Below are 26,100 nucleotides of genomic sequence, written 5' to 3'. Positions count from 1 at the left end.
GGCCGCAATTGCCCGGAGAAAAATGGTCTCAAAACAGGCGGTTCGGTGGCAGGTTTCGGGCAGGTGTTGCGCGATGGTCACGGGCTGTGGCTAAGATTGCCATTCACGCGGCTCTTTGTTGCGTCTGCGAGCAGGCCATGGCTACGATTCCGGCCAATCGCAAAGCGTATTGTCCCCAGGGAAAACACCGATGAGACCGAACGGCCGTCACACCGCCGGCGCCAGCCAGTTGTCCGCCCTCCGTGTCTGGGCAATCTGCCTGCTCCTGCTGTCAGCTGTTGCCATCAGCCCGACCACGGCCCGAGCGGCCCCGAGCCAGGCCCAGGTCGCGACCACGCATGTCTATCTGCTCCGCGGCGTGCTCAACATCTTTTCGCTCGGCCTCGACACCATCGGTGCCCGGCTCCAGGCGCAGGGTATCCCGGTGACGGTCGCCAACTTCGTGTCCTGGTCGTCGCTCGCCGATGAAGCCGCGACCGCCTACAAGGCCGGCCGGCTCAAGACCATCGTCCTGGTCGGCCATTCCTCCGGCGCGACCGCGCTGCCGGACATGATCGCGAAACTCAACCGGCTCGGCGTGCCCGTGAAGCTCGCGATCGGCCTCGATTCCGTGTTCAAGACCAAGCTCTCGACCGGCGCGGAGCGTTACATCAACATCTATATCGGCGACGGCCCCGGCGAGCCGGTCAAGCGTGCCGACGGTTTCCGCGGCAAGCTCGACAATGTCGACGTGCGCGGCACCGGTGTCGGCCACATCTCGATCGACAAGAACGAGGCGATCCAACGCCGTGTCATCGCCGAGATCGACGCCGCCATCATGCGTTCGCGCGTACCGGCTGTCCCGGTCGCCGAACGCGGCTCGCCCGGGCAGGCGCGCTCGGCGGCCGCGGCCGCTCCGGCACGGAACTGAGCCGTTGCGCATCCTCCCGCGTGATGCCGCCTAAGCGGGCGTCACGCGGACCGGCATGCTCTCCAGCCCGCGCAGGGAATTGTTGAGCCTGCGTTTCGGCTCCGCCGTGAGCTCGATGGTCTTCACGCGCCTTGCGAGCTCGCTGAAGATCAATTCGCCTTCCAGACGCGCGATCATCTGACCGACGCAGGCGTGGATGCCTGCGCCGAAGCCGACATGGCCGGTCGCGGTCCGTTCGACCTCGAACCGGTCGGCTCTCTCCCATCGCGCCGGATCGCGGTTGGCCGAGGCCATGAACAGCAGCACCTTGCGGTGTGCCGGGATCACGCCGCCGCCGATCTCGAGGTCGCGCGAGGTGGTACGAAAGAACGTCTGCACCGGCGAATCATAGCGCAGGCCTTCCTCGAAGGCATTGCGCGCCAGCTCCGGCCGTTGGTGGAGCTTGCGGTATTCATCCGGATGGGTGGCGAGCGCGAGCAGGGTGTTGCCGATGCCGTTGACGGTGGTGTCGATCCCCGCCGTGAGGAATGGCCGCACCAGGTGGGTCGCTTCGTGCTCGGTGATCTCGCCGTCGTCGGCCGCCTGGTAGATCATCATGCCGAGGCTGTCAGGCCGCAACGCATCTCGTGCGCAGCAGTCCATGATCCAGCTCTGGGCGGCGAGGCCTGCCTTGCGTGAAGCCGCTAGCATCTCGTTCTCGGGGCCAAAGCTGTCGAACACGAACGTGCTCCAGGCCAAGAGGTTCTCGCGGCCGTCCGCCCGGATGCCGATCGCATCGGGAAACACCTTCATCGGATAGGCTTCGGCAAGATCGGTGACGGCATCGAACGTGCCTTTGTCGATCAGCTCCGTGACCTTTTTCTCCGCTTCCTGCTGAAACGTCTCGCGCAGCTTCCTCGCGACACCCGGAGACAGCGTGCGGCCGAGGACCCGCCGGCCCTTGTCGTGGTCGGGCGGATCGATCTGGAGCGTCAGTGGCTTCGGCAGCGCAGGGTTCATCCCGTTGAGCCCGACGCCCTCGCCACTGATGAACGTCTTCCAGTCCTTCAAGGCCGGCTCGACCTCGGAATAGCCCGCCATCGCCCACACGCCGTAACGCTCCAGCGCGAAGACGGGCCCGAGCGCGCGTAGCGCCTCATAGGCAGGATAGGGGTTCAACAGGAAGTCAGGCGCAAACGGGTCGATCGGACTGGAGTCGATGCCGCTCATGGTCAGCTCCGCTTCTATGGCTTGCTGAGCGGGCACTGGCCATCGCTCTCCGAGCGGAACGCGTCCTCGCCCTTGATGGTGGCGACGACCTTCAGCAGATCCCAGCTCGATTTCGACTCCTCGGGCGACTTGACCTGCAACAGGTAGAGCGGGTGGATCTTGCGACCGTCCTTGCGGATATAGCCCTTGCCGAACAGCACATCGTCGGTCGGCATCTCCTTCATCGCGGCGACGACGGCCTTGCCATCCTTGGCGCCGCCGGTCTTGTCGACCGCCTTGAGATAGTGAATGACCGAGGCATAGACGCCGGCCTGCATGTCGTTCGGATAGGCCTTCGAGGGAATGCGCTCGGCGAAGCGTTTGGCGAAGGCCCGCGTGCCGTCGTTCAAATCCCAGTAGAACGGATTCATGATCTGCGCGCCTTGCGCAAACTTCAGGCCAAGCGCGGGAAGCCCGTTCATGCCCAGGATCAATCCGACCAGCTTGTGGTCCTTGGTCAGCCCGAACTCGGCGGCCTGCTTCATCGATGTGATGGTGTCGTCACCGGCATTGGCGAAGCCGACGACGTTCGCGCCCGAAGCCTGGGCCTGCAGCAGGAAAGAGGCGTAATCGGCCGTTCCCAAGGGATGCCGCACGCTGCCGAGCACCTCGCCGCCGGCCGCTTTCACGGCTTCCGCGGCCTGCTTTTCCAGATCATGACCGAAGGCGTAGTCGGCGGTGATGAAGAACCATTTCTTGCCGCCCTGCTGCACGATCGCCTTGCCGAGACCGCGGCCGTAAGAATAGGTGTCGTAGGTCCAGTGCACGGTGTTCGGCGTGCACTTTTCACCGGTCAGCAGCACCGTTCCCGCGCCCGACCCGACGAACACCTTGTTCTTCTCGGCGCTCATGCCGGCGACAGCGAGCGCGATCGAGGAATTCGGAAGGTCGAAGATCGCATCGACGCTCTCGTTCTCGTACCAGCGCCGAGCGATGCCGATCCCGATGTCGGTCTTGTTCTGGTGATCGGCCGCGACGACCTCCACCGGCTTGCCCGCGGCTTTTCCGCCATAGTCTTCGACGGCCATCTTGGCGGCGACGACCGAGCCGATGCCCTGGTAGCTCGCGAACGGGCCCGACTGGTCGTTCAGGATGCCGATCTTCACGACCTCCTGTGCGAAGGCCGGCGCCGCGGTCAGGGTTGCGGCCAAGATGCACAATTTATGCAGGAATTTGCTGTTCATTGGATCCCTCCCATGGGCGGTCTTGGTGCCGCTGAATAATAGTTATATTTTATAGCTATTTTTGAGAGTGTCAATTCGGCCGTCCCTAGGATTGAGAATCATGAGCTCGAAGCCTCTAAGACCCGGAGCCAAATCCACTCCGCAAAAGTCCGCTCCGCAGACGGAGAAATCGCTGGACCTGCGCGCGCTGCAGCGCACCCCCGGATTCATGCTGCGCCTGGCGCAGCTGAAGTTCTTCGAAGGCTTCTACGAGGAGTTCGCCGCCTTGGGCCTGACGCCCGCGACCTATGCGATCTTCGCCGTCATTCGCGACAATCCCGGCGTCCCGCCAAGCAGCCTCGCCAGCCTGCTCCGGCTGCGGCTGCCGAACCTGATCAAGATCCTGAACGAGCTGGAATCGTCCGGCTTTATCAAGCGCAACCGCTCGAAGTCCGATCGCCGCGCCGTCGAGCTCATGCTGACGCCGAAGGGGACAAAGCTCATTGCGGAGGGCGCAAGGCTGACGGAGCCCTATAATCGGAAGATGCTGGCGCCGCTCAGCGAGGCCGAGCAGCGCACGCTGCTCGAATTGCTGAACCGGATGCTGCCATTTTAGCCGTTCGCGAGCGAGGACTGAGGCCAATCGTCGCAAAGTCCGGTCGCGCCGCCAGGCGTGCGGTGAGAGTTCGCGCCCGGAAGAGATGGAGGCCGGTTCCGTGCCCCAAATTCCACCCAATCGGCCGTCACTAAGCCCGCGGGGGAGGTGATCGCCTCCCGTCGTGGGACTGCTGGATTGATGATTGATTTGAGGCGACTAGTCGCGCTGGCAGCCGTTGCGCTGCTCGCCCTGAGCCCCGGCATGGCCGCCGCCTCACCTGCCAAGTCCAAGGCCAACGCGGCCGCACCCGCAGCGCCGCCGCCTCCGCCGTTCGAGCCGTTGCCGCCGCCGAACGTCTACCTGTTCCGTGGCGCCATGGGCCCGATCTTCTCGACCGGCATGGACCGGCTCGGCGAGAAGCTGACACAGGCCGGCTTTTCCGCCGATGTCTATGAATTCACCCTCTGCCGGTTCATCGGCAACCGCGTCATCGCCAGCTACAAGGAGAAGGCGGCGCCGATCGTGCTGATCGGGCACTCCATGGGTGGTCTGTGCTCGATCGTCATTTCCGAGATGGCGGCCAAGGAGAGCATCCCGATCAGCCTCGTCATCGCCATCGATCCCGCGCATGCGACCGGCGACGTGCCGCTCAATGTCGAGCGCTTCATCAACATCTTCCTGTCCGACAGCGTGCTCGGCGGCGGCGACGTCGTCGCGGTCCCCGGCTTTCGCGGCCATTATGCGAGCTACGACCTGAAGGAAAACGCGCGCGTCTCGCACATCAACATCGAGAAGTCCGACGACATCCATCGCCAGATCGTCGAGATGGTGACGCAACTGCCGCGCATTCCGCCGCAGACCCAGGGCGATGCCGTGCCGCTGCGCTACCTCGTCCCCGCGGACACCTTGGTCGAGTTATGGGACAGCGGCGTGCGGGTGCCGGTGCGCCGCGGCGACACCATGGAGAGCATCGCCGCCGCCAATCGCGTGCCGCTGTGGACGCTCGCGCAGAGCAACTCGCTTGCAGAGAACGCGCAGCTCACGCCGGGCCAGACCATTATCGTGCCCCGGCATCTGACACCGCCCGAGCCCACGGCCGCGATGGTGACGCCGCCGCCGGCTCCGACGAAGCGGAAGTAGGGCTCGTTATCTTGCCGCAGAGGACGGTGCGCTCCCTCTCCCGCTTGCGGGGGAGGGGTGGGGAGGGGTCTCTCTACGATCGAGGACCCCCGAGAGGAGAGAGCTCCCACCCGCCGCGCTCTGGCGCGCAATTGCGCTGCCGAGCGCGTCGACCTCCCCCGCAAGCGGGAGAGGTGCAGCGAGTGCTGGGCGACACTCGATCCGATAAGGCTACACATTCGACCCGTTGATCGCGTCGATCACGGCGTCCGTCACTTCCTTCGTCGTCGCCTTGCCGCCGACGTCAGGCGTCAGCACGCCCGCCGCGCAGACGCGCTCGACGGCCGCCATCAGCCTTGAAGCGGCGTCCTTCTCGCCGAGATGCTCGAGCAATTGCGCGCCGGTCCAGAAGGTCGCGACCGGGTTGGCGATGCCCTTGCCGGTGATGTCGAAGGCCGAGCCGTGGATCGGCTCGAACATCGAGGGGAAGCGGCGCTGTGGATCGATGTTGCCGGTCGGCGCCACACCCAGGCTGCCGGCCAGCGCGCCGGCGAGATCGGACAGGATGTCGGCATGGAGATTGGTCGCGACGATGGTGTCGAGGCTTTTCGGATGCAGCGTCATGCGCACCGTCATGGCATCGACCAGCATCTTGTCCCAGCTGACGTCGGGGAATTCGCCGGCGACCTCGGCCGCGATCTCGTCCCACATCACCATGCCGTGGCGCTGCGCGTTCGACTTGGTCACGACGGTCAGGAATTTGCGCGGGCGCGACTGTGCGAGCTGGAACGCGTAGCGCATGATCCTGGTGACGCCAACGCGGGTGAAGACGGCGACTTCGGTGCCGACTTCTTCCGGCAGGCCCTTGTGGGCGCGGCCGCCCATGCCGGCATATTCGCCTTCCGAATTCTCGCGCACGATCACCCAGTCGAGATCGCCGACACCGACATTGCGCAGCGGCGAGGCGACGCCGGGCAGGATCTTTGTCGGGCGCACATTGGCGTATTGGTCAAAGCCCTGACAGATCGGCAGGCGCAAGCCCCACAGCGTGATGTGATCGGGCACATCAGGGGCGCCGACCGCGCCGAAATAGATCGCGTCGAATTTCTTCAGCTCAGCGAGGCCGTCGGCCGGCATCATCACGCCGTGTTTCTTGTAATAGTCCGAGCCCCAGTCGAACGTCTTGACGTTGAAGGCGAGGTCGCCGCTGCGCTTTGCCAGCGCCTCCAGCACGCGGACGCCGGCCGAGATCACCTCGGGGCCGATGCCGTCGGCGGGGATTGCTGCGATCGAATGGGTGCGCATGAGAATGCTCCGTGTGAGAGATCGGGCCGGCATATCAGGCCGGCTACGTCGTCGGCGAATCTAGACGGGAGTGCAGGGCGGACTCAATTGGCGCTGGTTTATACAAAAAAATGATATAATCCTCGCGAGACGAGAGGACCCGGGATGGAATTGCATCAGCTCCGATGCTTCGTGGCGGCGGCCGAGCAGCTGCATTTCGGCCGCGCGGCGCAGCAGCTCCAGATGCTGCCTTCCGCGCTGGGCCGCCAGATCAGGCTGCTGGAGGAGGATCTGGGCACGCGGCTGTTCGCGCGGACGACGCGTGCGGTGTCGCTCACCGAGGACGGCACGACGTTGCTGCGCGATGCCCGCGCCATCCTCGCCAAGGTCGAGGCGGTTGAGAGCAATTTGCGCAACCGCTCGCGCGCCGGCGCTGCTCGGCGGCTGCGGATCGGTGCCATCGACAGCGCCGCCGCCGGGCTGCTGCCGCCGCTCTTGCGCGACTTCCGCGCCAAGCATCCTGATATCGCGGTACAGATCCTGGAGGACAAGACGGTCCGGCTGCTGCCGAAGATCCTGACGGGTGCGCTCGATCTCGCCTTCGTCCGCCCGCCCGGCCGCGCGGACAAGCGGCTCGAATTCCGCGATCTGCTCCATGAGACCGCGATCGTGGCCTTCCCGCAGCAGCATGCGCTGGCCCGGCGCAAGTCGATCACGCTGGCCGACATCGCCGACGAGGCGATGCTGGTGCCGGACCGCCGCTCGCGGCCGCACAGCCACGACCTCACGGTGAAGCTGTTCGATCAGGCCGGAATGACGCCGCGCATCGTCCAGGTCGCCGACGAGAAGCAGACCATCATCAACCTGGTGGCGACGAAGCTCGGGGTTGCGATCGTGCCGCGCTGGACGATGCGGATGGCGGTGTCGGGCGTGCGCTTCGTGCCGCTGCGGCCAAGGCAGAGCGGGCCGGTCGGCCGGCTGCCGCTCGCCGCCGCGTGGCTGCGCGGCTCGCGCGATCCGGCTCGCGATGCCATGCTGGCGGTGCTCGAGGCGCGCCTGCGCAGCTATGCGCGGGAGGCGTGAGGGGCTATGACGGAAGCCCGGATCAGAGGTGAGTGCGATGACTGAACAGAGAGCCCCGAGCGAGATGCGGGTCGCCATTGCCGGGCTGGGCTCGATCGGCACCAAGATCGCGACCGCGCTCGATCAGGGCATCGAGGGGCTGGCGCTGTCGGCCGTGGCCGTGCGCGATCCCGCCAAGCATCAGGCCTTCATCGGCGGTCTGCGTCATCCGCCGACGATCCTGCCGATCGATCAGCTCGGCGAGGTCGCCGACATCGTGGTCGAGTGCGCACCGAGCAGCCAGTTGCGTGCGATCGTCGAGCCTGCCGTGAAGCGCGGCAAGGCCGCGGTCGTCGTCAGCGTCGGCGGATTGCTCGACAATTTTGATCTCGTCGATCTCGCGCGTGCCAATGGCGGCCGCATCATCGTGCCGACCGGCGCGCTGATCGGGCTCGACGCCGTTAACGCCGCCGCAATCGGCACCATTCATTCCGTGAAGATGGTGACGCGCAAGCCGATCGACGGACTGAAGGGCGCGCCCTTCATCGTTCAGAACAAGATCGACATCGACAGTCTGCGCGAGCCGCTGAAACTGTTCGAGGGCAGCGCGCGCGAAGCGGCCAAGGGCTTTCCGGCCAATCTCAACGTCGCGGTGGCGCTGTCGCTGGCGGGCATCGGGCCTGATCGTACCGAGATCCAGGTTTGGGCTGATCCAACCGTGACGCGCAACGTTCACCGCATCGAGGTCGAGGCGGATTCGGCGCGGTTCTCGATGGGCATCGAGAACATCCCGTCCGAAAATCCCAAGACCGGTCTGATCACCGCGCTGTCCGTGATCGCGCTGCTGCGCAAGCAGCGCGCCACGCTGTGTGTGGGGACGTGAGCGATCGAAGCGCTCCATCACCGTCATCCTGAGGTGCTTGCTCTGGGACGCGAATGCGGCGCAGAGCAAGCCTCGAAGGACGACGGCCCGGCTGCATCTCGGCCGTTCATCCTTCGAGGCTCCCGGCGCGATGCTGCGCATCGCGCCACTCGCGCCTCAGGATGACGGGACGCCTATGCGAGCGCCCGTGTCGCCTGGCTACCTTACGCCCCCGTGACGCGCCAGATCACGTTGCCGACGTCGTCGGCCATCAGCAGCGATTTTTTGTCGGGGCCGATCACGACGCCGACCGGGCGGCCGTAGGATTCCTTCTCGTCCGGGGACAGGAAGCCCGACAGGATGTCGCGACCGGGACCGGACGGCTTGCCGTTTTCGAACGGGACGAACACCAGCTTGTAGCCGGACAGCTTGCTGCGATTCCACGAGCCGTGCTGGCCGATCACCATGCCGTCGGGGAAGCCCGGCAGCGTGCCCGCGGGCATCCAGCACAGGCCGAGCGAGGCGGTGTGGCCGCCGAGCGCGTAGTCCGGTTGAAGCGCCTTGGCGACCATCGCAGGATCCTGGGGCACGCGGTCGTCCACCGTCTTGCCCCAATAGCAATAGGGCCAGCCGTAGAAGCCGCCGTCGCGCACCGACGTCAAATAATCCGGCGGCGTCTCGTCGCCGAGCCCGTCGCGCTCGTTGACCACGGTCCAGAGCACACCTGTAGTTGGCTCCCACGCCAGCCCGACCGGGTTACGCAGGCCGGCGCCGAAAATGCGGTGCGTGCCGGCAACGAGGTCGAGCTCGTAGACCGCAGCGCGGCCTTCCTCGACCTCCATGCCCATCTCGGCGATGTTGCTGAGCGAGCCGACGCCGGCATAGAGCTTCTTGCCGTCGGGGCTTGCCAAAAGACTGCGGGTCCAGTGTCCGCTTGGCTTGAACGTCGTGAGCCGCTTGCCCGGCGCGGTGATGCGGTCGGCATTGGCGACGTAAGGGAAAGCCATCACGCCGTCGGTATTGCCGACATAGAAGGTGTCGCCGACCAGCGCCATGCCGAACGGCTGGCTGAGATTTTCCATGAAGGCGCCGCGTTGCTCGGCGACGCCGTCGCCGTCCTTGTCCCGCAGCAGCGTGATGCGGTCGGCGGACACGCCGAGCGCTGCGGCGCGCCGCATCGTTGCCTGCATCGCGTAGTGAAACACGCTGCGCGGCGCGCCCGCGATCTGCGTCGCCTCCGCGATCAGCACGTCGCCATTGGGCAGCACCTCGATCCAGCGCGGATGGTCGAGCCCGGTCGCGAACGCGTTGACCTTGAGCCCGGGCGCGACGGTCGGCTTCTGGCCCTCGCTCCAGCCGCGCGCGGTCGGCATCTTCAAGGTCGGGATCGCGCCTTGCGGCTTCGCCTCGGGAATGGCGGGCTTCTCTCCCCAGGCCGGCGCAGGCACGGTGCCTGACAGCTTCCGCCATTGCAGCGCGATGCCGCCGAGGAGCGCAACGAACTGCGCAAAGACGCTGGAGAAGGTCATGAGAGGGCCCCTGTTTGCGCGCGCATCCAACTGGCTGACGGGGCAGACGTCAACCTGTGGGGGGCGCCGGCCGGGCCTATTCCCGTGGAATGGCAGCCGATCGATTTTGCATGGGACGAACGCCGACGGCCCTTGCCCGGAGATCAGCGAGAGATTTGACGCTCCAGCCGGCGCGCTGCGCGAAAATCGTCGAGGTGATGCATGTTCGGCACCAGCGCGGCCTCCTTGGACAGCAGGTGATAGACCCGCGCCACCGTGCGCTGCTTCTGCTTCGGCCGCCCACGCGGCAGCGCCCGCGCCTTGCGGACGGCGGCGATCGCGTGCTCGCGAAAATAATCGTAGGCGTCCGACATGGCTCGATGCTCGCGCAGGTGGCAGTTGTCGAAGGATAACGGGCTTGGGGAGGGGCGGTTCCTGGTTGAATGTTCCGAGTTGCGCCATTCCGTTCCCGTCATCCTGAGGTGCGACCCATGGGGCGCAACGCGCCGCATGGGAGCCTCGAAGGATGGAGGGCCCGGATGCATTGGCGGCCGTGCATCCTTCGAGGCTCGGCTTACGATGCATTCGCATCGCAAACCTCGCACCTCAGGATGACGGGACCAACAGCAGTCTTACGCGGAGAAAATAGTAGGAAGCTGCTACGCCCTCACCGCGGCGACAGGAACGGGATGATCATCGGCACGCGGCGGCAATAGGCGCCGTAGGCGTCTTCGCCCAGCTCCTTCGACAGAAACACCTCTTCCATCCGGCCCTTCTGCCACATGCCGAGCGAGATCAGGATCGCGCCGAGGATCGTCGTTACGAGGCCGATTGCGATGCCGGTGACGAGCATGCCGAAGATCAAGCCGGTGTAGATCGGGTGACGCACGATGCCGTAGGGGCCGGTGTCGATAACGCGGTGATCTTCTTTGTGGGTGATGGTGTTCGACCAGAATTTTCCGAGATGCAGTCGGCCCCACCAGGCGAAAGCGATGCCTGCGGCCGAGAGGACCGCGGCGATGTAGATGCCGGTGTTGCCGAGCACCCAAAGCGGCTTCCAGCCCAGCAGCTGTGCAACCCACGGCGTGTACAGGATGCCGCCGACCAGGATCGGCAGACGATAGCGCTGCGACTCCAGCGTCATGACCTGCTTCTTGGTCCGCCCCTGCCAAAACGAGGCGCCGACCCAGCTGGCGAGAAAGGCGAGCCAGACCAGGGCCAGGAGTTCGGTCGGCCAGGCCGTGGTCCAGCCACCCCAGGCGACCGAGAGAAGCTTGCTGAAATCGAAGGACATGAAGGTTCTTTGCGTTGGGCGGCGGCTTTAGCTCGCGCGCGAGGAGAGCGCGTGATGCTTGATGGCGCCGGAGGGCTGCTGGCCGTTGCGGGCGAGCAGATGGGTGATGGTTTCGCGCAGCACGGGCTCGATCGGACGCGGCGCGTAGCCGAGCTCGGTGCGCGCCTTGCCGATCGAGAGGTCGCTTGCGGCGAGCGCAATGCGCACGCCCTCGGCGGTGCCGTTGGGCGGCCGGCGCGTGACACGATCGGCGAGGTATTCGAGCATGATGCCCGAGAGCTCGGCGATCTTGCCGGGCACGACGACCGGGAACTGCCGGCGGCCGCTCATCGCCGACATCATCCGCAGGATGTTGCCGAGCGGGACGCAGTCGCCGCCGAGGATGTAGCGCTGGCCGATGCGGCCGCGCTCCATGGTCAGTACGAGGCCCATGGCCACGTCGCGGACGTCGACGAGGTTGACCAGGAAGTTGAGATGCGGCTGCACCTTCTTCTGCAGGAAGTACCACAGCATCGCCGTCGGCGGCGTCAGATTGTGGTCGGCCGCGCCGATCGGCATGGTCGGCGTGCCGATCACGAGTGGAAAGCCGCTGGCCGCCGCCTTCGCGGCATGATGCTCGGCGAGCGACTTCGAGCGCGTATAGGCGCCCGGCATCGCGTCGGCCGGCTGTAGCGCCTCTTCGGCGGCAGCGCCCTTGAGGTCGGAATAGGGGAACAGGATCGATTCCGTCGAGCAGTGCAGGAAGCGCGACACGCCGCGCTTCATTGCGGCCGCGAGCACGATTTCGGTGCCGCGACAGTTGACGTCGTGAAAGTCCTGCTTGTTGGCGACCCACATGCCGGGCAGGCCGGCGAGGTGATAGACCTGATCGACCCCGGCGATCGCAGCATCGACCGCGGCGCCGTCGAGCACCGAGCCGTGGACATATTCAACATCCGCGTTCGCCGCGGCCGGCGCGCGGACATCGAGAACGCGCACCCGCTGCCCACGGGCGCGGAGCGCTTCGACGAGGTGATGTCCGATGAAGCCACTGCCACCGGTAACCAGTACGAGAGCCATGCAGAAGGTTGCTGTTTCGCGTCTAGAGCTATCGGGTTGAAAGGGAATTGGTCGGAAGAGGCGCCAGAATCGCGGCAAGGTCGCGACGGAAGCCCAATGCAATGAATAATTTTGCCATCACGAACATCGGTCCAAGCAAAAGATGCGAAGGAAAAGTGAACAACGAGGCTTCGCGGCCCTCAAAAACCTTGTGACCGATGGCTTGCGCGGCGAGGCCGAGCGCCACCAGCGCGGCGAAAATCGCCCACATCGTCGCGGTGCTGACTTGCGCCGCAACGGTCGTCGCAACCGAAAACAGCACGATCGAGACGGCCAGAATGCCGATCCCGAGCGCCACGTCGAGCAGCAGCCAGTACATCAGGACCGGCAAGGCCAGGATCACGGCGAGGCTGACATCGAAACCGAACAGCGGGAGCCTGACCAGCGTCAGCGGCATCACGGCGCCGGTGAACAACAGGAGAATACCAACCACATGCATCGCCGTGTTCCGGGGGTCGCGATGGTACTCGACATAAACGGCAAGTTGGCGCTGAAAATAGCCACCCATTTCGGTCTCATGCAGCACGGGGTCGGGGAAGGGCGAACAGAGGCTATAGCACTGGACCGGGCGGTGCACAAACCGGGGCTTTTGTCGCGTGAAACCGTATTTGTGCGCCCCGGACAGGCTACAAAACGATCAGGACTTCAAAGGGTTCCGTCGGGTGCGAAGCTGCGCTCGCTCAGCGCTTCTTGGCGGGCTTTTTCGCCGCAGGCGCAGGTGCCGCAGCCGTATGCGGCGCGTCCTCCGGCAGCTTGGCATAGGTCAGGATTTGCAACTGGCCGTTGACGGCCGAGGTCGGCTTGGGCCGGTCGAGAAACTGCTCCTCGCCGAGACCGATCGGATGCAGCCGCTTGGTCGAGATCTTGAACGTGTTCACCAGCACGTCGCGGATCGCGTCGGCGCGCCGCTGGCTCAGGATCGCGTTGGCCTCGCGCGTCTTCGAGTTGGATTCGACGTGGCCGACGATCAGGAACGTGTAGGGCAGCAGCGAGGAATGAACCAGCGCGTCCGCGATGCGGCCGACGGTCTGGTAAGACGCCGGCTGGATGATCGGCGTGTCGGCATCGAACTGGATCTGCGCATTGAAGGCGGGCAGCTTGGCGAGATCAGGTGCGATCAGCGGCCGGTTCACCGGGCCGGGATCGTTCTTGATCCTGGTCTTGGCGCGCTCCATCACCTGCTGCTTCAGCGCGGGAAGGTCGACCTCGGCGGCTTCTTCGAAATGGTTGAGCTTGCCGACGATGTCGTCGCGGGTCGGTGCCGCCGTCTGGGCGACGGCCGTGCCCGCGAGCAAAGCGAGACCGAGCGCGACCGCGGTTCCGGCAATGAAGAGCCTGCTCGCGCGCATCAGCGGTACCCCGCGTCGTCGACGGCCTTCAGGCAGTTGTTGCTGATGCCCTTGGGCGTCGAAACCAGGCAGGGGATCGACTTGCTGGTCTCCTTGGTCGAGCCGCCGCAGACCTTGACGATCTCGCGCTGGCAGGCGTTCGCCACCGTGACGCGCGCGGCGACGCGCTTCTGGATGGCATCGAACGCGCCGAGATAGTCGCTCGCGCATTGCTGGGACAGCACGTCGCGGTTGCGCGACAGGCACTCCTTCAGGCGGGTCGAATCCGGGTTGACGCCGCGGCAATTGGCGACGATTTCGGCGCCGCAGCTTTTGGCCAGCAGCCCGATCGAATCGCCAAAGCTCATGGTCTCCGCCGCCGCAAGCGACGGCATCCCCATTGCCAGCAAGATCAGTGTGATGGAGCCCCGGACCATGGCTGCATCTGATACGGGGAAGTTCGGGCGGGTCAAGGGCTGTTCGGGCGAGAACTGTCGAAGGCGAGGGGAGTGCGGCGAACAGTCCTCACTCGTCGGCCTCTTCGCGGGGCGGCCATTCGATCAGGGCGACCGTGTGTTTCCCGAGGTCGTCGGCGAACTCAGGGTCGGCCTTGAGCTCGTCCAATGTTCTGGGCGGGGGAAGCTGCCGTCCGTCCGCGATCAGCTCCTGCGCGTAGAACGCCAGTGCCTCCGGTGCACTCTCCAGGGCCTCGTCGACGTCATCACCGCCGGAAATGCAGCCGGGCAGGTCGGGAAACCACAGGCTGACGGCGTCGGGATCGGTGTCTTCGATGATGGCAACATACTGAGCCATATCGGGCGCTCACGCCCGCTGCACAAAGCTGTCCACGACCTTCTTCTCGCCGGCCTTGTCGAAGGCGATGGTGAGCTTGTTGCCGTCGATCTTGGTGACGCGGCCGTAGCCGAATTTCTGGTGGAAGACGCGGTCTTCGAGCGAGAATTCCGAGGTGGTGCCGGTCGATTTGGCGACCAGCTCGCCCTCGATCGTCAGGGGACCGCGGCGGCGTGAGGAGAAGCTGCCGAAGTCGGGACCTGAGGACGAGGAGGATGAGAACGTCGCCGCCTCTTCCTCGAAGCCGCCGCTTCTATTGCCGCCGCCACCGCCGCCAGTGCGGCCGCCGCCCCGGTTGCGATTGCCTTCTCGGTTTGCCTGGGCGCGCTGCCAGCCCGGCGTCGAATAGGTGGAGCCGAACGCCTCCATGTCGTCGAAGCGTGAGGCGCCGTAACCGCCGGTGCCGCCCCAGGCCGAGCCGCCCTTGGATTCGGTGATCTCGACATTGGCCGCCGGCAGTTCGTCGAGGAAGCGCGACGGGATCGTGGTCGACCAGGTGCCATGGATCCGCCGGTTGGTCGCGAAATAGATCATGGCGCGGCGGCGGGCACGGGTCAGGCCGACATGGCCGAGCCGGCGTTCTTCCTCGAGGCCGGCGCGGCCCTGTTCGTCCAGCGTGCGCTGGCTCGGGAACAGGCCTTCCTCCCAGCCCGGCAGGAACACGTTGTCGAATTCGAGCCCCTTGGCCGAGTGCAAAGTCATCAGCGACACTGCGTCGTCCTCGGCGCCGCCGTCGCGGTCCATCACCAGCGAGATGTGCTCGAGGAACCCTTGCAGGTTCTCGAACTCCTCCATCGAGCGCACCAGCTCTTTCAGGTTTTCGAGCCGGCCCGCGGCGTCCGCCGAACGGTCCTTCTGCCACATCTCGGTATAGCCGCTCTCGTCGAGCACGATCTGGGCGAGATCGGTATGCGCGGTAACCTCGCGCTGGGCGCGCCAGCGGTCGAACTGGGCGACGACCTCGCGAAGCGAGCCGCGCGCCTTCGGCTTCAGCTCGTCGGTTTCGACCACCGCGCGGGCCGCCTCGAACAAGGGAATGCGGCGCTTGCGAGCGTGGTCGTGCAGCATCTGCACGGTGGCATCGCCAAGGCCGCGCTTGGGCACATTGACGATGCGCTCGAAGGCGAGGTCGTCGGCCGGCGAGTTGATGACGCGCAAGTAGGCCAGCGCATCGCGGATTTCGGCGCGCTCGTAGAAGCGCGGGCCGCCGATGACGCGATAGGGCAGGCCGAGCGTGACGAAGCGGTCCTCGAACTCGCGCATCTGATAGGAGGCGCGCACCAGGATCGCGATCTCGTTGAGCTTCTCGCCGCGGCGCTGGATCTGCTCGATCTCCTCGCCGATGCCGCGGGCTTCCTCTTCCGAATCCCACGAGCCTGTCACCGTGACCTTCTCGCCATCCTGGTCCTCGGTGCGCAGCGTCTTGCCGAGCCGGCCTTCGTTGTGTGCAATCAGATGCGATGCGGCGGCGAGGATGTGGCCGGTAGAGCGATAGTTGCGCTCCAGGCGAATGACCTTGGCGCCGGGGAAATCGTGGTCGAAGCGCAGGATGTTGTCGACCTCGGCACCGCGCCAGCCATAAATCGACTGGTCGTCGTCGCCGACGCAGCAGATGTTTTTGGTCTTCTCCTTCTCCCCGCTCATGTCCGCCGAAGCCTTGGCGAAGGCGGATGCGGGGTCGTGACGAGCTTCGCTCGCACTGAGAAGGTCGGGATGAGGGGGAGTCTCCACGAGCTCGGTGCTCGGAGAGTCCCCCTCACCCGCATCGCTGCGCGATGCGACCTCTCCCCGCGGGCGGGGAGAGGTGAAGGAAGGCGCCTGCGACAGCAGCCGCAGCCACAGATACTGCGCGACGTTGGTGTCCTGATATTCGTCGACCAGGATATATTTGAAGCGCTGCTGGTACTGCCTGAGGATATCCGGGTGCTCGCGGAAGATGCGGATGTTCTCCAGCAACAGATCGCCGAAATCGGCCGCGTTCAGAATCTTCAGCCGCTCCTGATAGCTCGCATAGAGCTTGCCGCCCTTGCCGTTGGCGAACATGGCGGCTTCGCCCGAGGGCACCTGCGAGGGCATCAGGCCGCGGTTCTTCCAGCCGTCGATCAGGCCGGCGAGCATGCGTGCCGGCCAGCGCTTGTCGTCGATGTTCTCGGCCTGCAGCAACTGCTTCAGCAGCCGCACCTGGTCGTCGACATCGAGCACGGTGAAGTTCGACTTGAGCTGCGCCAGCTCGGCATGGACACGCAGGATGCGGCCGCCGATGGAGTGGAAGGTGCCGAGCCACGGCATGCCCTCGACGGCGTGGCCGAGCATCTGGCCGAGCCGGTGCTTCATCTCGCGCGCGGCCTTGTTGGTGAAGGTCACCGACAGAATCTCGGCGGGGCGGGCGCGGCCCTGGCTCAGGATGTGGGCGATACGCGTCGTCAGCACGCGCGTCTTGCCGGTGCCGGCGCCGGCCAGCACCAGGACCGGGCCGTCCAGCGTCTCCACGGCCTCGCGCTGCTCCGGATTGAGCCCGGACAGATATTTCGGGCCCACCGAGGCGCGCGCACGCGCGGCGATGCCGCCGGCTGCGGGCTGGTGGTCGGAGACGTTCTGGGACGTGATCTTGCTCGGCTCGGTCATGCGAATCATGGGCCCCACGATGGCACCGCGGGGTGGCGGAAGGGAGCCTTCTAACAGGGATTGGTGCCTATATGGGGCGGCGGAACGAGGTTTTCCACGTGCGGGGCACGTCAATTTGTTCCAGCGGTCCTCGCGAATTTCCACCCTGTCCGGGCCGGAACCATCGTTCCCGCCTCGAGATTGTCTGGACAGGTGGCGCGGCCAGCCGCGCTAGACGCAGACAGACATCAAGACGAGGGTTTGACCATGCTTGGCTGGGTTGTGACGTTTCTGGTTATCGCACTGATCGCCGGCATCCTGGGCTTCGGCGGCATCGCCGGCGCTTCGATCGAGATCGCCAAGATCATCTTCTTCATCGCGGTCGTTCTATTCCTGGTCTCGGCCGTGGTCGGCCTGGCCCGCGGCCGCAACAGGGTATAGGCCGCCGGATCACGCGCTACCGCTTCGAGGGCATCGCCACGTTCCGGCCGATGCCCTCGGGGCGCGAGACCGCGCTGTGGGCCTTTGTGACCGCAGCGATGCGCTCGCTTATATCCGGTGGAAATGGCGCGACGCGCCGCGCATTCATGTCCATGTGAAGCGACATGTTCTCGGACGTCGCCGACAGCCAGCCCTCGGTTGCGTGCCGCATCTCCTCGAACGTGTGCAGCCGCTTGTCGTCGGCCTCCAGCAGCCAGACCAGGATCTGCACGGGATCGCCGAGGTGGATTTCGCGCAAGTAGCGCACATGGCATTCGGCAGTGAAAGTCGAACCGCCTCGCTCCTTCATGTAGGTCGGCCCGATGCCGAGCTCGGCCCAGAGCTGGTCGATCGCGCGGTCGAACATCACGTTGTAATAGGCCATGTTGAGATGGCCGTTATAGTCGATCCATTGCGGCTCGATCTGCATGATCGAGGCGCGGAATGGCTCGGCTTTGGGCGCTGAGGCGGCAGTCTCCGGCATGTTTCCTTCCAGCGATGCGTCCGGTCGCTTGACTTGACCGGTTTTATATCCTTTGCCACGGTTCTTCTGTCGGGAGGAATGTCCGTGGGTACCACCATCACCAATAATCCGCCGCGGCCGGAGCCGAAAGCCCTCGCGAGCGCGTTGGAGCAGCTTGCCGCACGCTTCGGCAACCGTCTCATCACCTCGCAGGCCGTGCGCGAGCAGCATGGCCATACCACCACCTGGATTCCCAACCAGCCGCCGGATGGCGTGGTGATGGCGCAGGAGACCGCCGACATCCAGGACGTGGTGCGGATCTGCGCCAAGAACCGCGTCCCCGTCATTCCCTTCGGGACCGGCACCTCGCTCGAGGGCCAGGTCAACGCGCCGGCCGGCGGTATCTCGATCGACCTGCGCGACATGAACAAGGTGCTGGCGGTCCATGCCGAGGACCTCGACTGCGTGATCCAACCCGGCGTCACCCGCAAGGCGCTGAACGAGCATCTGCGCGACCAGGGCCTGTTCTTCCCGATCGATCCCGGCGCGGATGCCTCGCTCGGCGGCATGGCCTCGACCCGCGCTTCCGGCACCAATGCGGTGCGCTACGGCACCATCCGCGAGAGTGTGCTGGCCCTGAAGGTGGTGCGCGCCGACGGCGAGATCATCACCACGGGCACGCGCGCCAAGAAGTCATCCGCCGGCTACGACCTCACCCATCTGTTCGTCGGCGCCGAAGGCACGCTCGGCATCATCTCGGAATTGACCATCCGCCTGCGCGGCATCCCCGAGACGATCGCGGCCGGTGCGGTGTCGTTCGAGACCGTGCACGGGGCCTGTCAGGCCGTCATCCTTGCGATCCAGACCGGCATCCCCGTGGCGCGCATCGAGCTGCTCAATGCCGCGCAGGTGCAGGCCTGCAACGCCTATTCGAAGCTGACGCTGCCGGAGACGCCGCTGCTGCTGATGGAATTCCACGGCAGCGAGATCGAGGTTGCCGAGCAGTCCAAGGCGTTCGGCGAGATCGCCAGGGATTGCGGCGGCGGCGAATTCTCCTGGACCACCAAGCCGGAGGACCGCACGAAACTGTGGCAGGCGCGGCACGATGCCTATTGGTCCGTGAAGGCGCTGCGGCCCGGCGACAGCATCGGCGTGGTCGCGACCGACGTCTGCGTGCCAATCTCGCGGCTCGCCGATTGCGTCAGCGAGACCGAGGAAGATCTCAGGCGCCTCAATCTGCTGTCGCCGATCGTCGGCCATGTCGGCGATGGCAATTTCCACTGCTCGCTGGTCTGCGACACCAAGGACGCGGCCGAGATGGCGCGCGGCGAGGAGTTCATGCATCGCCTGGTCGAGCGCGCGCAGGCGATGGACGGCACCTGCACCGGCGAGCACGGCATCGGCCAGGGCAAGCAGAAATACCTCCAGGCCGAGCTCGGCCCCGAGGCGCTCGATGCGATGCGGGCGCTGAAGAAGGCGCTCGATCCGCTCAACATCTTCAATCCCGGCAAGATTGTGCCGGAGGCGTAGGCCTTCGGCACAACAAAGTCGCCGCAAGGCCGATGCCGCCCACCCAGCCGGGCGGGAACTTTCGGCAATCCTGTCGGTTCCAATTCCCGCCAAGTTCCGATGCCTCAATGGCGCGGCTCTGCGGGAGGATGCGATGGTGCGACCGGTCATTGGAATTGCCGCGATGGCGCTTGCCTGCATGCTGGCGGGCGCGGCTCTGGCCAAGGGCGGCCATGGGGGCGGACATGGCGGTGGCCATGGAGGCGGGCACGGCGGTGGCCATCACGGCGGCGGACATTTCCGTGGCCACGGCGGTGGACATGGGCATGCCGGCGGGCATCATCGCGGCATGCGGTTCACGTCCGGTGTCCGACGCGGCGGGCCCAACTTCGGTCAGATCCGCAACGCGGCGATCCGCCCCGCGAGCTTCCGCAATGCCCTGAACACCAGCGCATTCCGGAATGGCCGGCTGATCAGCAATCCGGCAGCGCGTGCACAGCTCGCGGCAGCGGCCGCATTGGCCGGCTGGAGCGGCGCAAGCAGCGGATGGTGGCAGCATGCGGGCGGCGGCTATGGCTGGGTCGGGCCGCTGTTCTGGCCGTTCGCCTATAACGATCTCTACGACTACACGATCTGGGGCGACGGGCTCGGCTTCTGGGGTTACGGATACCCGGACATCTATGCCGGCATTTTCGGCCCCTATGGCTATGATCGCCTGTCGGCCTATCTGCCGCAGCAATCGCAGGGACGACGACGGGCGCGTAGCGCACCGCTCGATCAGCTCTGCGGCAGTGACCGCCGTGCCATCGCCGGACTACCGATCGATCAGATCGCATCCGCGGTGCAGCCGACGGATGCGCAGGGCACAGCTCTCGATGCGCTCGGCAATGCCTCGATCGACGCGGCAGCGCTGATCCGCACATCCTGTCCGACGCAGGCCGCAGCGACGGCGCCCGGCCGGCTCGCAGCGATGCAGCAGCGCATCGAGGCAATGCAGAAGGCTGTCGAGCTGGTCCAGCCCGCGCTCGACCAGTTCTATGGCTCGCTCAACGACGAGCAGAAGGCGCGCTTCAATGCGCTCGCCGAGGATCAGCGTCGTGCGACGGCATCGAACAATGCGAGGGAATCGTCGGTGCAGGCTTGCAGTGTGACCGCCGCGTTCGATTGGCCCGGTGCTGCGATCGATGAGAGGCTTCGTCCGAGCGACACCCAGCGCGCGGCGCTGCAGGTGCTCCAGGACACCAGCGCCAAGGTCAGCGCATCGCTCAAGGCGGGCTGCGAGCCCAACGACGTGATGACACCGCCGGCACGCATGGCCACAATCCGCAAACGGCTCGATGCGATGCTGGACGGAATCAAGTCGGTGCGCGCGGCGCTCGATGATTTCTATGCCACGCTCAACGACGAGCAGAAGGCGCAGTTCGAGGCGATCGGGCCGCGCCGCACGTCCTGAATGGTGCAAGCCAAATAAAGGCCATGGGTGGGGGCAATGAAGTGGTTCGCAAGGCGGCAGCCGGCCGACATCTGGGATGAGCCGATCCAGGGACCGATCGGCGATATCGACGCGGCGGAGCGCATTCGTAACATCTGCGAGGCTGCGAGAGCGGGCGCGGAGGCTGTCGGAGGCCCCGCACCGGCTGATAAGCGCGAACGTGAGCGCTTTGAACGTGCAGCCCGCGTCGCGATGGAGATTGCGATGAAGATCGCGGACGATCTGATGCGTGACGATGCGGTCCGCCGCATCGTCGACCTCTGCGTGAAGGCAAATGATATGAAGACGGCGCAGATCCTGTTTCGCGCGATCCAGGCGGGCTGGATCCGGGAGGCCGTCCAGCACGACTATCCGGCGCTGGCGCAGTAGATCCGGCTCGCGCGTCGGGCGCGAGCCGGATCTATGTCAATGCTGGACAGTCTCAGTATCTGCGGTAGTCGCCGCGATAATGGTCGCCGCCGCCGCGGCCGCCCATTCCCATGCCGATCCCGATTCCGATGCCGATACCCTGCATCACGGCGCCGGGCGGTGGGCCGGGGGGCGGCGCGCGTTCGTAGACCACTTCCTCGGGCGGCGGGCGGCGCTTCGGCGGCGTCTCGACCACCTTGCGCTTGGGCGGGGTGTCGTCGACGCGCTTCTTGATCACGGGCGCGACGCTCGGAGTGACCGGCGTTGCCGGTGTCGTTGGCGTCGAGCACGGGCAGGTCGGGCCCATCGCGACGGCGACCGGGATCGCGGCGGCGGCGACGGGGACGCCATAATTGCGGTTCTGGACGCGGAGCAGCAGCCGGCGCGCAGTCGCGGCGAGGTCGCTATTGTCCCAATTGGCCAGGTAAGCCTCGAACGAAGCGCGGGTGTTGATCGCGGTTGCGCGCTCCCAGGCCAGCATCTGGCGCCGCCGTTCCAGCACCGTGCGCACGCGCGGCGTGCGGGTGTCCTGCGCGTACAGCTCGATATAGGCCTGATAGGCCTCCACGGTGTCCTCGGTGATCACGAGCTCATACGCGACCATCGCAGGCTTGCCCCGTAATTCCTTGCGCCAGTCCTCGAGGCTGCGCGTGCCCCCGGCGAGCGCCATCGCGTTCGCGCCCGGAAGAGCGGGTGTGCTGCCGCTGCTCTCGCCGAAGAACTTGAAGTCGGTCGTCAGCGAGGAGCTTTCCCAGGGGATCTGTCGGCCGTCGGTCGATTGCGCGACGGCGACGCGGATGCGCTTGAACACTTCCTCGATCGGCAGATTGGGCTGCTTGGCGATGGTCAGCGCGGCCGTGGTGTAGGGGCTGTCGATGCCGCTGCCGTCCTCGGCTTCGGCGCCGGGCGAAGTCGAATAGGAAATGAAGGAGCCGGGCGCGCCAGCCTTGGTGTCGACGATCGCAAGGCCGTGGCCGGCGCCGCTGAGCGCCGGGAACGGATTGTTGCGGCAGGCATCGAGCATGAAGATGCGCGCCCGCGTCGGCAGCGCACCAAGCGTGTTGAGCATGTCGTTCAGCCGCACGCCCTGGAGCGGAATGTCGGCCTCGCGCTTGGGATCGAGATCGACAGGCACCAGATAGTTCTCGCCGTCGATCTGCAGGCCATGGCCGGCATAGAACACCAGTGCCACCGTGTCGGCGCCGCTGCCGCTGACCTTGCCGGCGAAATCCGAGATTGCCGCGCGCATCTCGTTCTGCGCCAGGTTGGCCGCCGTGGTGACGGTGAAGCCGGCATTGCCGAGCAACTCCGTCATGCCCTTGGCGTCGTTGGCGGCGTTGGGCAGCTCGGGCACGGTGCGATAGGCGGATTGTCCGATCACCAGCGCGAGCCGCGCTTCGGCTGCAGCGTCCGTCGGCGTCATCAACTGGGCGAGGGCGAGAAAACCGGAAGCAAGAAGCAAATTGGAAAGGACTGGACGGCGCATGGTGTCACCTCCATCGGCAATATTTGCGATGATGGCACCTTTTCTACGTCTGCGCCATGACGCCGTCTGTGCGCTGGATCACGCTGCGCGCTGCGGCAAAATGGGGCAGGCGCCGGCCCATGCGCGATGCATCGGTCTAGCCCCATCCATGTGAATCACGCATTGATCCATGCTCCAATTGGATTGATGCAGGCTCGACGCGACGGGGCCCATTGCGCGGATATGGCCGCAGGCCGATCACTATCGCAAAATCCCCGGGAATCGTAGCCGTTTCGGAGCGCTCACGGACTTCCCAACGCACTTCGCGCACGCTCTGCGGTGGCCGGCCGCCCGCTTGCCTGCGCCGTCGCTTTGGCCATAAAGTCCGCGCAACAGGCCACGGCAACGACCGCGGCGAACAAAAATAATGTGGGAGAGACCGCACCATGACCATCGTGCCCGTGAACCGTCGCGCGTTCATCAAGTCATCCGCGGCGGTCACCGCCGGCCTCGTGCTCTCCCCCGCCATCATCGGCCGCGCCGAAGCCGCGACGCTCAAGCTGAAATGCTCCTCCTCGCTGCCGAACGATCCCAAATTCGCCAACGGTCGCGTCTACTACGACAACCTCGTCAAAAATTTGAAGGGCAACGGGCTCGGCGAGCAAATCGAGGTCGCCTTCTTCCCCGACAACCAGCTCGGCCAGGAGATCGACGTCATCAACTCGGTGAAGCTCGGCGTCATCGATCTCATGGTGTCAGGCTCCTCGATCTCGGCCAATCTGGTGCCGCTGGTCGGCACCTACGATCTCGGCTTTCTGTTCTCCAGCTTCCCGCAGCAGACCAAGGCGTTCGATGCCGGCGCCGCCAAGCCGATCGAGGACGCCCTGCTCAAGGGCGGCAACATCCGCATCATCGCCTGGGCCTATAATTTCGGCTCGCGCAGCGTATTGGCGAAGAAGCCGGTGAAAACGCCGGAAGATCTCGCCGGCCTCAAGATCAGGACGCTGCCGAACCCCGTCATCACGGAATGCCTGCGGCTGATGGGCGCCGCCGCGACGCCGCTGGCCTTCGGCGAGATCTACACGGCCTTGCAGGCCGGCGTGCTTGACGGCCTGGAGCACGATCCGCCGACGATCCTGGCCAGCAAGTTCTTCGAGACGGCCAAATTCTACGCCCTGACGCAGCATAATTTCTCGCCGCTTGCGATCTATTTCAGCGACATGACCTACAACCGCATGGACCCGAAGCTGCGCGAGGGCTTTCTCGATGCCGCGAAGAAGGCCGCGGCCGACACGCGTGCGCATGGGCTTGCAGTCGAGAAGGAGGCGCTGGCCGCCTTGACCGAGAAGGGCGTGACCGTGGCCGAATGCGACCGCGAGGCCTTCAAGAAGCGCGTCGCGCCGCAGATCGAGAACTTCATCAAGGCCCGTCCGGAATCCAAGGCCGTCATCGACATCATCCGTACGACGCAAGCCTGATGGCCAGGTCCGAGATGGTGGTGACGGCCGCCGTGCCCGTTTCGGCCGGCCGTCACGGCAGCATCGCCCTGCTGCTTCGGCTCAGCGATGCGATCGCGGCCATCCTGCTCGCCGCCGATCTCGTGGTGGTCTGCGTCTCGGTGCTGCTGCGCTTCTTCTTCAACGCGCCGGTCGAATGGTCCGACGACGTCGCACGCGGATTGATGGTCGGCTCGGCCTTCTTCGGTGCGGCGAGCGCGCTCGCGCGCGGCGAGAATGTCGGCGTGTCGTTCTTCCGCGATCTCCTGCCGCTGCGCCTGCGCGCGCCGGTCGATGCCGCCGGCGCGCTGCTGGTCGTGCTGATCTCCGGCTACGTCGCCTACAACGCCATCAAGCTGGGCTCGCTCACGGCGGGACAGACCACCGGTTCGGGCCTGCCGCTGGAGCTGACCTTCTATCCGATGGGCATCGGCGCGCTGTTCATGACGGTGTTCGCGATCGACCATCTCTGCGCAAGGCCGTTGCCCGACATCGTCAGGGGGCTCGTTGCGGTCATCGTCATCACCGGGCTCTATCTTGCCTGGGATTACCTGTCGCCGTCCTCGGTGCCGTCGGCGGGCACCTTGATGCTGATCGGCTTCTTCGTGACACTGTTCGGCGGCTTGCCGATCGGCTTTGCGCTGGCGCTCGCCGCGCTCATCTTCATCTGGGTCGAGGGCGCGCTGCCCGGTGTCATCTTCGCCCAGCAGATGGCGCGCGGCATCGACAATTTCGTGTTGCTTGCGATCCCGTTCTTCATCCTCGTCGGCTACCTCATGGAAGCCAATGGCATGTCGGTGCGGCTGATCGAGCTGCTGCAGCGCGCGGTCGGGCGCATGCGCGGCGGGCTGAACGTCGTGATGGTGGCGTCGATGGTGCTGTTCTCGGGCATCTCTGGCTCGAAGATGGCCGATGTTGCCGCGGTCGGCTCGGTGCTGATCCCGGCGGCGCGCCGCTCGAAGCAGAACCCCGGCGGCGCGGTGGCGCTGCTGGCGGCGTCCGCGGTGATGGCGGAGACCATCCCGCCCTGCATCAACCTGATCATTCTGGGCTTTGTGGCCAATTTGTCGATCGGCGGCCTGTTCGTCGCCGGTCTCTTGCCGTCGGCGCTGATGGCGCTGGTTCTGATCGCGGTGTCCATCATCTTCGGCAAGCGGCCGGACAAGGTCGAGGACGTCGAGCCGCAGATGCCGGTGTCGGGGCTCTGGAGCGGCGCGATCGCCTCGTTCGGCCTGATCTTCATGATCTTCTTCGGCTTCAAGAGCGGCTTTGCCACCGCGACGGAGATATCGGCCTTTGCCGTGGCCTATGCGCTCGTGGTCGGCAGCGTGGTGTTCCGCGAGCTCAGCTTCAAATCGGCCGCGCATAGTTTCGTGCAGGCGGCGACGCGCGCCGGTCTCGTGCTGTTCATCGTCGCTGCCGCGCAGTCGCTCGCGTTCACGCTGACCTTGCAGCAGGTGCCCCATGCGGTCGGCGATTTCATGCTCGGATTGTCGAAGACCTCAGGCGTCTGGCTGTTCATCCTGCTTGCCATCGCCGTGCTGATCGTGATGGGCTCGGTGTTGGAGGGCGCGGCCGCGCTGATCATCTTCGGGCCGCTGCTGCTGCCGGTCGCGGTGCAGCTCGGCGTCGATCCCCTGCATTTCGGCGTCGTGCTGGTCATCGCCATGGGCATCGGCCTGTTCGCGCCGCCGCTCGGGCTCGGGCTCTACGGCGCCTGCCTGATCGGCAACGTGCCGATCGAGCAGACGGTGAAGCCGATCATGGGCTATCTCGGCCTGTTGTTCCTCTGCCTGCTCGTCATCGCCTTCGTGCCATGGCTGAGCACCGCGCTGCCACGGGCATTCGGCTACTGAA

The 26,100-nt window shown here is 65.7% G+C and carries 25 protein-coding genes; 11 read left to right on the top strand and 14 right to left on the bottom strand.

The window, feature by feature from the left end; genetic code table 11:
- Positions 1-190: 190 nt before the first annotated feature.
- Positions 191-910, top strand: a complete 720-nt coding sequence (locus GGD66_RS10080) for a hypothetical protein (protein ID WP_183257554.1) — start codon at positions 191-193, stop codon at positions 908-910.
- 30 nt (positions 911-940) lie between these two features.
- Here the strand turns inward: GGD66_RS10080 and GGD66_RS10075 are convergent, their stop codons facing one another.
- The gene (locus tag GGD66_RS10075) at positions 941-2,119 is read right to left on the bottom strand and encodes a cytochrome P450 (RefSeq protein WP_183257553.1); all 1,179 of its coding nucleotides are present in this window, start codon (positions 2,117-2,119) and stop codon (positions 941-943) included.
- Between the two features lie 14 nt (positions 2,120-2,133).
- Complete coding sequence (locus GGD66_RS10070) at positions 2,134-3,342, bottom strand: ABC transporter substrate-binding protein (RefSeq protein ID WP_092253423.1); 1,209 nt, start codon at positions 3,340-3,342, stop codon at positions 2,134-2,136.
- A 100-nt stretch (positions 3,343-3,442) separates the two neighbouring features.
- Between GGD66_RS10070 and GGD66_RS10065 the strand changes: the two genes are divergently transcribed.
- Together GGD66_RS10065 and GGD66_RS10060 are read left to right on the top strand one after the other, a co-directional pair.
- The gene (locus GGD66_RS10065) at positions 3,443-3,937 is read left to right on the top strand and encodes a MarR family winged helix-turn-helix transcriptional regulator (protein ID WP_092253421.1); all 495 of its coding nucleotides are present in this window, start codon (positions 3,443-3,445) and stop codon (positions 3,935-3,937) included.
- 180 nt (positions 3,938-4,117) lie between these two features.
- The gene (locus GGD66_RS10060) at positions 4,118-5,059 is read left to right on the top strand and encodes a LysM peptidoglycan-binding domain-containing protein (protein WP_183257552.1); all 942 of its coding nucleotides are present in this window, start codon (positions 4,118-4,120) and stop codon (positions 5,057-5,059) included.
- Between the two features lie 210 nt (positions 5,060-5,269).
- Here GGD66_RS10060 and GGD66_RS10055 read toward each other — a convergent pair whose 3' ends face one another.
- Positions 5,270-6,343, bottom strand: coding sequence for a tartrate dehydrogenase (locus tag GGD66_RS10055; RefSeq protein WP_183257551.1), 1,074 nt, complete (start codon positions 6,341-6,343; stop codon positions 5,270-5,272).
- A 144-nt stretch (positions 6,344-6,487) separates the two neighbouring features.
- Between GGD66_RS10055 and GGD66_RS10050 the strand changes: the two genes are divergently transcribed.
- Both GGD66_RS10050 and GGD66_RS10045 read left to right on the top strand, forming a co-directional pair.
- Positions 6,488-7,405, top strand: coding sequence for a LysR substrate-binding domain-containing protein (locus GGD66_RS10050; protein ID WP_183257550.1), 918 nt, complete (start codon positions 6,488-6,490; stop codon positions 7,403-7,405).
- Between the two features lie 37 nt (positions 7,406-7,442).
- Positions 7,443-8,267, top strand: a complete 825-nt coding sequence (locus tag GGD66_RS10045) for an aspartate dehydrogenase (RefSeq protein WP_183257549.1) — start codon at positions 7,443-7,445, stop codon at positions 8,265-8,267.
- 203 nt (positions 8,268-8,470) lie between these two features.
- Here GGD66_RS10045 and GGD66_RS10040 read toward each other — a convergent pair whose 3' ends face one another.
- The 9 genes from GGD66_RS10040 to GGD66_RS10000 all read right to left on the bottom strand — a co-directional run bounded on the left by GGD66_RS10040 (position 8,471) and on the right by GGD66_RS10000 (position 16,960).
- On the bottom strand, positions 8,471-9,775 hold the full coding sequence (locus GGD66_RS10040) for a sorbosone dehydrogenase family protein (RefSeq protein WP_183257548.1): 1,305 nt from the start codon (positions 9,773-9,775) through the stop codon (positions 8,471-8,473).
- 143 nt (positions 9,776-9,918) lie between these two features.
- Entirely contained in the window at positions 9,919-10,128 is a 210-nt protein-coding gene (locus GGD66_RS10035) for a hypothetical protein (protein ID WP_018319662.1), read from the bottom strand.
- 293 nt (positions 10,129-10,421) lie between these two features.
- Positions 10,422-11,048 carry an isoprenylcysteine carboxylmethyltransferase family protein gene (locus GGD66_RS10030; protein WP_018319663.1) on the bottom strand — a complete coding sequence of 209 codons (627 nt, stop codon included), beginning with the start codon at positions 11,046-11,048 and terminating at the stop codon, positions 10,422-10,424.
- A gap of 27 nt (positions 11,049-11,075) precedes the next feature.
- Entirely contained in the window at positions 11,076-12,107 is a 1,032-nt protein-coding gene (locus GGD66_RS10025) for an NAD-dependent epimerase/dehydratase family protein (protein WP_183235139.1), read from the bottom strand.
- Between the two features lie 28 nt (positions 12,108-12,135).
- The gene (locus GGD66_RS10020) at positions 12,136-12,654 is read right to left on the bottom strand and encodes a DUF962 domain-containing protein (RefSeq protein ID WP_165637545.1); all 519 of its coding nucleotides are present in this window, start codon (positions 12,652-12,654) and stop codon (positions 12,136-12,138) included.
- A gap of 172 nt (positions 12,655-12,826) precedes the next feature.
- Entirely contained in the window at positions 12,827-13,495 is a 669-nt protein-coding gene (locus tag GGD66_RS10015) for an OmpA family protein (protein WP_183257547.1), read from the bottom strand.
- Positions 13,495-13,911: a hypothetical protein gene (locus GGD66_RS10010; RefSeq protein ID WP_183257546.1), complete on the bottom strand. Its 417-nt coding sequence runs from the start codon at positions 13,909-13,911 to the stop codon at positions 13,495-13,497. The genes GGD66_RS10015 and GGD66_RS10010 overlap by 1 nt, the downstream gene beginning before the upstream one ends.
- An 88-nt stretch (positions 13,912-13,999) precedes the next feature.
- Positions 14,000-14,287: a type II toxin-antitoxin system HicB family antitoxin gene (locus GGD66_RS10005; RefSeq protein WP_183257545.1), complete on the bottom strand. Its 288-nt coding sequence runs from the start codon at positions 14,285-14,287 to the stop codon at positions 14,000-14,002.
- 9 nt (positions 14,288-14,296) lie between these two features.
- Positions 14,297-16,960 (bottom strand): ATP-dependent helicase, encoded by a 2,664-nt coding sequence (locus GGD66_RS10000; protein ID WP_183257544.1) that lies wholly within the window; start codon positions 16,958-16,960, stop codon positions 14,297-14,299.
- A gap of 237 nt (positions 16,961-17,197) precedes the next feature.
- Here GGD66_RS10000 and GGD66_RS09995 point away from each other — a divergent pair, with 237 nt between their 5' ends.
- On the top strand, positions 17,198-17,371 hold the full coding sequence (locus GGD66_RS09995) for a DUF1328 domain-containing protein (RefSeq protein WP_018319670.1): 174 nt from the start codon (positions 17,198-17,200) through the stop codon (positions 17,369-17,371).
- A 16-nt stretch (positions 17,372-17,387) separates the two neighbouring features.
- Here GGD66_RS09995 and GGD66_RS09990 read toward each other — a convergent pair whose 3' ends face one another.
- The gene (locus GGD66_RS09990) at positions 17,388-17,894 is read right to left on the bottom strand and encodes a thioesterase family protein (RefSeq protein WP_183235142.1); all 507 of its coding nucleotides are present in this window, start codon (positions 17,892-17,894) and stop codon (positions 17,388-17,390) included.
- 84 nt (positions 17,895-17,978) lie between these two features.
- Here GGD66_RS09990 and GGD66_RS09985 point away from each other — a divergent pair, with 84 nt between their 5' ends.
- From GGD66_RS09985 to GGD66_RS09975, 3 genes are all read left to right on the top strand, one after another.
- Positions 17,979-19,403 carry an FAD-binding oxidoreductase gene (locus tag GGD66_RS09985; RefSeq protein ID WP_183257543.1) on the top strand — a complete coding sequence of 475 codons (1,425 nt, stop codon included), beginning with the start codon at positions 17,979-17,981 and terminating at the stop codon, positions 19,401-19,403.
- A 133-nt stretch (positions 19,404-19,536) separates the two neighbouring features.
- Complete coding sequence (locus GGD66_RS09980; RefSeq protein ID WP_183257542.1) at positions 19,537-20,835, top strand: Spy/CpxP family protein refolding chaperone; 1,299 nt, start codon at positions 19,537-19,539, stop codon at positions 20,833-20,835.
- Positions 20,836-20,871: 36 nt separating this feature from the next.
- On the top strand, positions 20,872-21,243 hold the full coding sequence (locus tag GGD66_RS09975; protein WP_183257541.1) for a hypothetical protein: 372 nt from the start codon (positions 20,872-20,874) through the stop codon (positions 21,241-21,243).
- 52 nt (positions 21,244-21,295) lie between these two features.
- Here GGD66_RS09975 and GGD66_RS09970 read toward each other — a convergent pair whose 3' ends face one another.
- Positions 21,296-22,768 carry a caspase family protein gene (locus GGD66_RS09970; RefSeq protein WP_183257540.1) on the bottom strand — a complete coding sequence of 491 codons (1,473 nt, stop codon included), beginning with the start codon at positions 22,766-22,768 and terminating at the stop codon, positions 21,296-21,298.
- A 425-nt stretch (positions 22,769-23,193) separates the two neighbouring features.
- Here GGD66_RS09970 and GGD66_RS09965 point away from each other — a divergent pair, with 425 nt between their 5' ends.
- Both GGD66_RS09965 and GGD66_RS09960 read left to right on the top strand, forming a co-directional pair.
- Positions 23,194-24,225 carry a TRAP transporter substrate-binding protein gene (locus tag GGD66_RS09965; RefSeq protein ID WP_183257539.1) on the top strand — a complete coding sequence of 344 codons (1,032 nt, stop codon included), beginning with the start codon at positions 23,194-23,196 and terminating at the stop codon, positions 24,223-24,225.
- Positions 24,225-26,099 carry a TRAP transporter large permease subunit gene (locus GGD66_RS09960; RefSeq protein ID WP_246788801.1) on the top strand — a complete coding sequence of 625 codons (1,875 nt, stop codon included), beginning with the start codon at positions 24,225-24,227 and terminating at the stop codon, positions 26,097-26,099. Before GGD66_RS09965 ends, GGD66_RS09960 begins: the two co-directional genes overlap by 1 nt.
- Position 26,100 lies beyond the last annotated feature (1 nt).

It is taken from the genome of Bradyrhizobium sp. CIR48, from assembly GCF_014198315.1.
Taxonomy (GTDB): domain Bacteria; phylum Pseudomonadota; class Alphaproteobacteria; order Rhizobiales; family Xanthobacteraceae; genus Bradyrhizobium.
This window is presented reverse-complemented; position numbering and strand designations above follow the sequence as displayed.

Bases quoted from the DNA above. Each gene is read 5' to 3' on its own strand.
- GGD66_RS10080 (WP_183257554.1), top strand. From the start codon at position 191: ATGAGACCGAACGGCCGTCACACCGCCGGCGCCAGCCAGTTGTCCGCC.
- GGD66_RS10075 (WP_183257553.1), bottom strand. From the start codon at position 2,119: ATGAGCGGCATCGACTCCAGTCCGATCGACCCGTTTGCGCCTGACTTC.
- GGD66_RS10070 (WP_092253423.1), bottom strand. From the start codon at position 3,342: ATGAACAGCAAATTCCTGCATAAATTGTGCATCTTGGCCGCAACCCTG.
- GGD66_RS10065 (WP_092253421.1), top strand. From the start codon at position 3,443: ATGAGCTCGAAGCCTCTAAGACCCGGAGCCAAATCCACTCCGCAAAAG.
- GGD66_RS10060 (WP_183257552.1), top strand. From the start codon at position 4,118: ATGATTGATTTGAGGCGACTAGTCGCGCTGGCAGCCGTTGCGCTGCTC.
- GGD66_RS10055 (WP_183257551.1), bottom strand. From the start codon at position 6,343: ATGCGCACCCATTCGATCGCAGCAATCCCCGCCGACGGCATCGGCCCC.
- GGD66_RS10050 (WP_183257550.1), top strand. From the start codon at position 6,488: ATGGAATTGCATCAGCTCCGATGCTTCGTGGCGGCGGCCGAGCAGCTG.
- GGD66_RS10045 (WP_183257549.1), top strand. From the start codon at position 7,443: ATGACTGAACAGAGAGCCCCGAGCGAGATGCGGGTCGCCATTGCCGGG.
- GGD66_RS10040 (WP_183257548.1), bottom strand. From the start codon at position 9,775: ATGACCTTCTCCAGCGTCTTTGCGCAGTTCGTTGCGCTCCTCGGCGGC.
- GGD66_RS10035 (WP_018319662.1), bottom strand. From the start codon at position 10,128: ATGTCGGACGCCTACGATTATTTTCGCGAGCACGCGATCGCCGCCGTC.
- GGD66_RS10030 (WP_018319663.1), bottom strand. From the start codon at position 11,048: ATGTCCTTCGATTTCAGCAAGCTTCTCTCGGTCGCCTGGGGTGGCTGG.
- GGD66_RS10025 (WP_183235139.1), bottom strand. From the start codon at position 12,107: ATGGCTCTCGTACTGGTTACCGGTGGCAGTGGCTTCATCGGACATCAC.
- GGD66_RS10020 (WP_165637545.1), bottom strand. From the start codon at position 12,654: ATGGGTGGCTATTTTCAGCGCCAACTTGCCGTTTATGTCGAGTACCAT.
- GGD66_RS10015 (WP_183257547.1), bottom strand. From the start codon at position 13,495: ATGCGCGCGAGCAGGCTCTTCATTGCCGGAACCGCGGTCGCGCTCGGT.
- GGD66_RS10010 (WP_183257546.1), bottom strand. From the start codon at position 13,911: ATGGTCCGGGGCTCCATCACACTGATCTTGCTGGCAATGGGGATGCCG.
- GGD66_RS10005 (WP_183257545.1), bottom strand. From the start codon at position 14,287: ATGGCTCAGTATGTTGCCATCATCGAAGACACCGATCCCGACGCCGTC.
- GGD66_RS10000 (WP_183257544.1), bottom strand. From the start codon at position 16,960: ATGATTCGCATGACCGAGCCGAGCAAGATCACGTCCCAGAACGTCTCC.
- GGD66_RS09995 (WP_018319670.1), top strand. From the start codon at position 17,198: ATGCTTGGCTGGGTTGTGACGTTTCTGGTTATCGCACTGATCGCCGGC.
- GGD66_RS09990 (WP_183235142.1), bottom strand. From the start codon at position 17,894: ATGCCGGAGACTGCCGCCTCAGCGCCCAAAGCCGAGCCATTCCGCGCC.
- GGD66_RS09980 (WP_183257542.1), top strand. From the start codon at position 19,537: ATGGTGCGACCGGTCATTGGAATTGCCGCGATGGCGCTTGCCTGCATG.
- GGD66_RS09975 (WP_183257541.1), top strand. From the start codon at position 20,872: ATGAAGTGGTTCGCAAGGCGGCAGCCGGCCGACATCTGGGATGAGCCG.
- GGD66_RS09970 (WP_183257540.1), bottom strand. From the start codon at position 22,768: ATGCGCCGTCCAGTCCTTTCCAATTTGCTTCTTGCTTCCGGTTTTCTC.
- GGD66_RS09965 (WP_183257539.1), top strand. From the start codon at position 23,194: ATGACCATCGTGCCCGTGAACCGTCGCGCGTTCATCAAGTCATCCGCG.
- GGD66_RS09960 (WP_246788801.1), top strand. From the start codon at position 24,225: ATGGCCAGGTCCGAGATGGTGGTGACGGCCGCCGTGCCCGTTTCGGCC.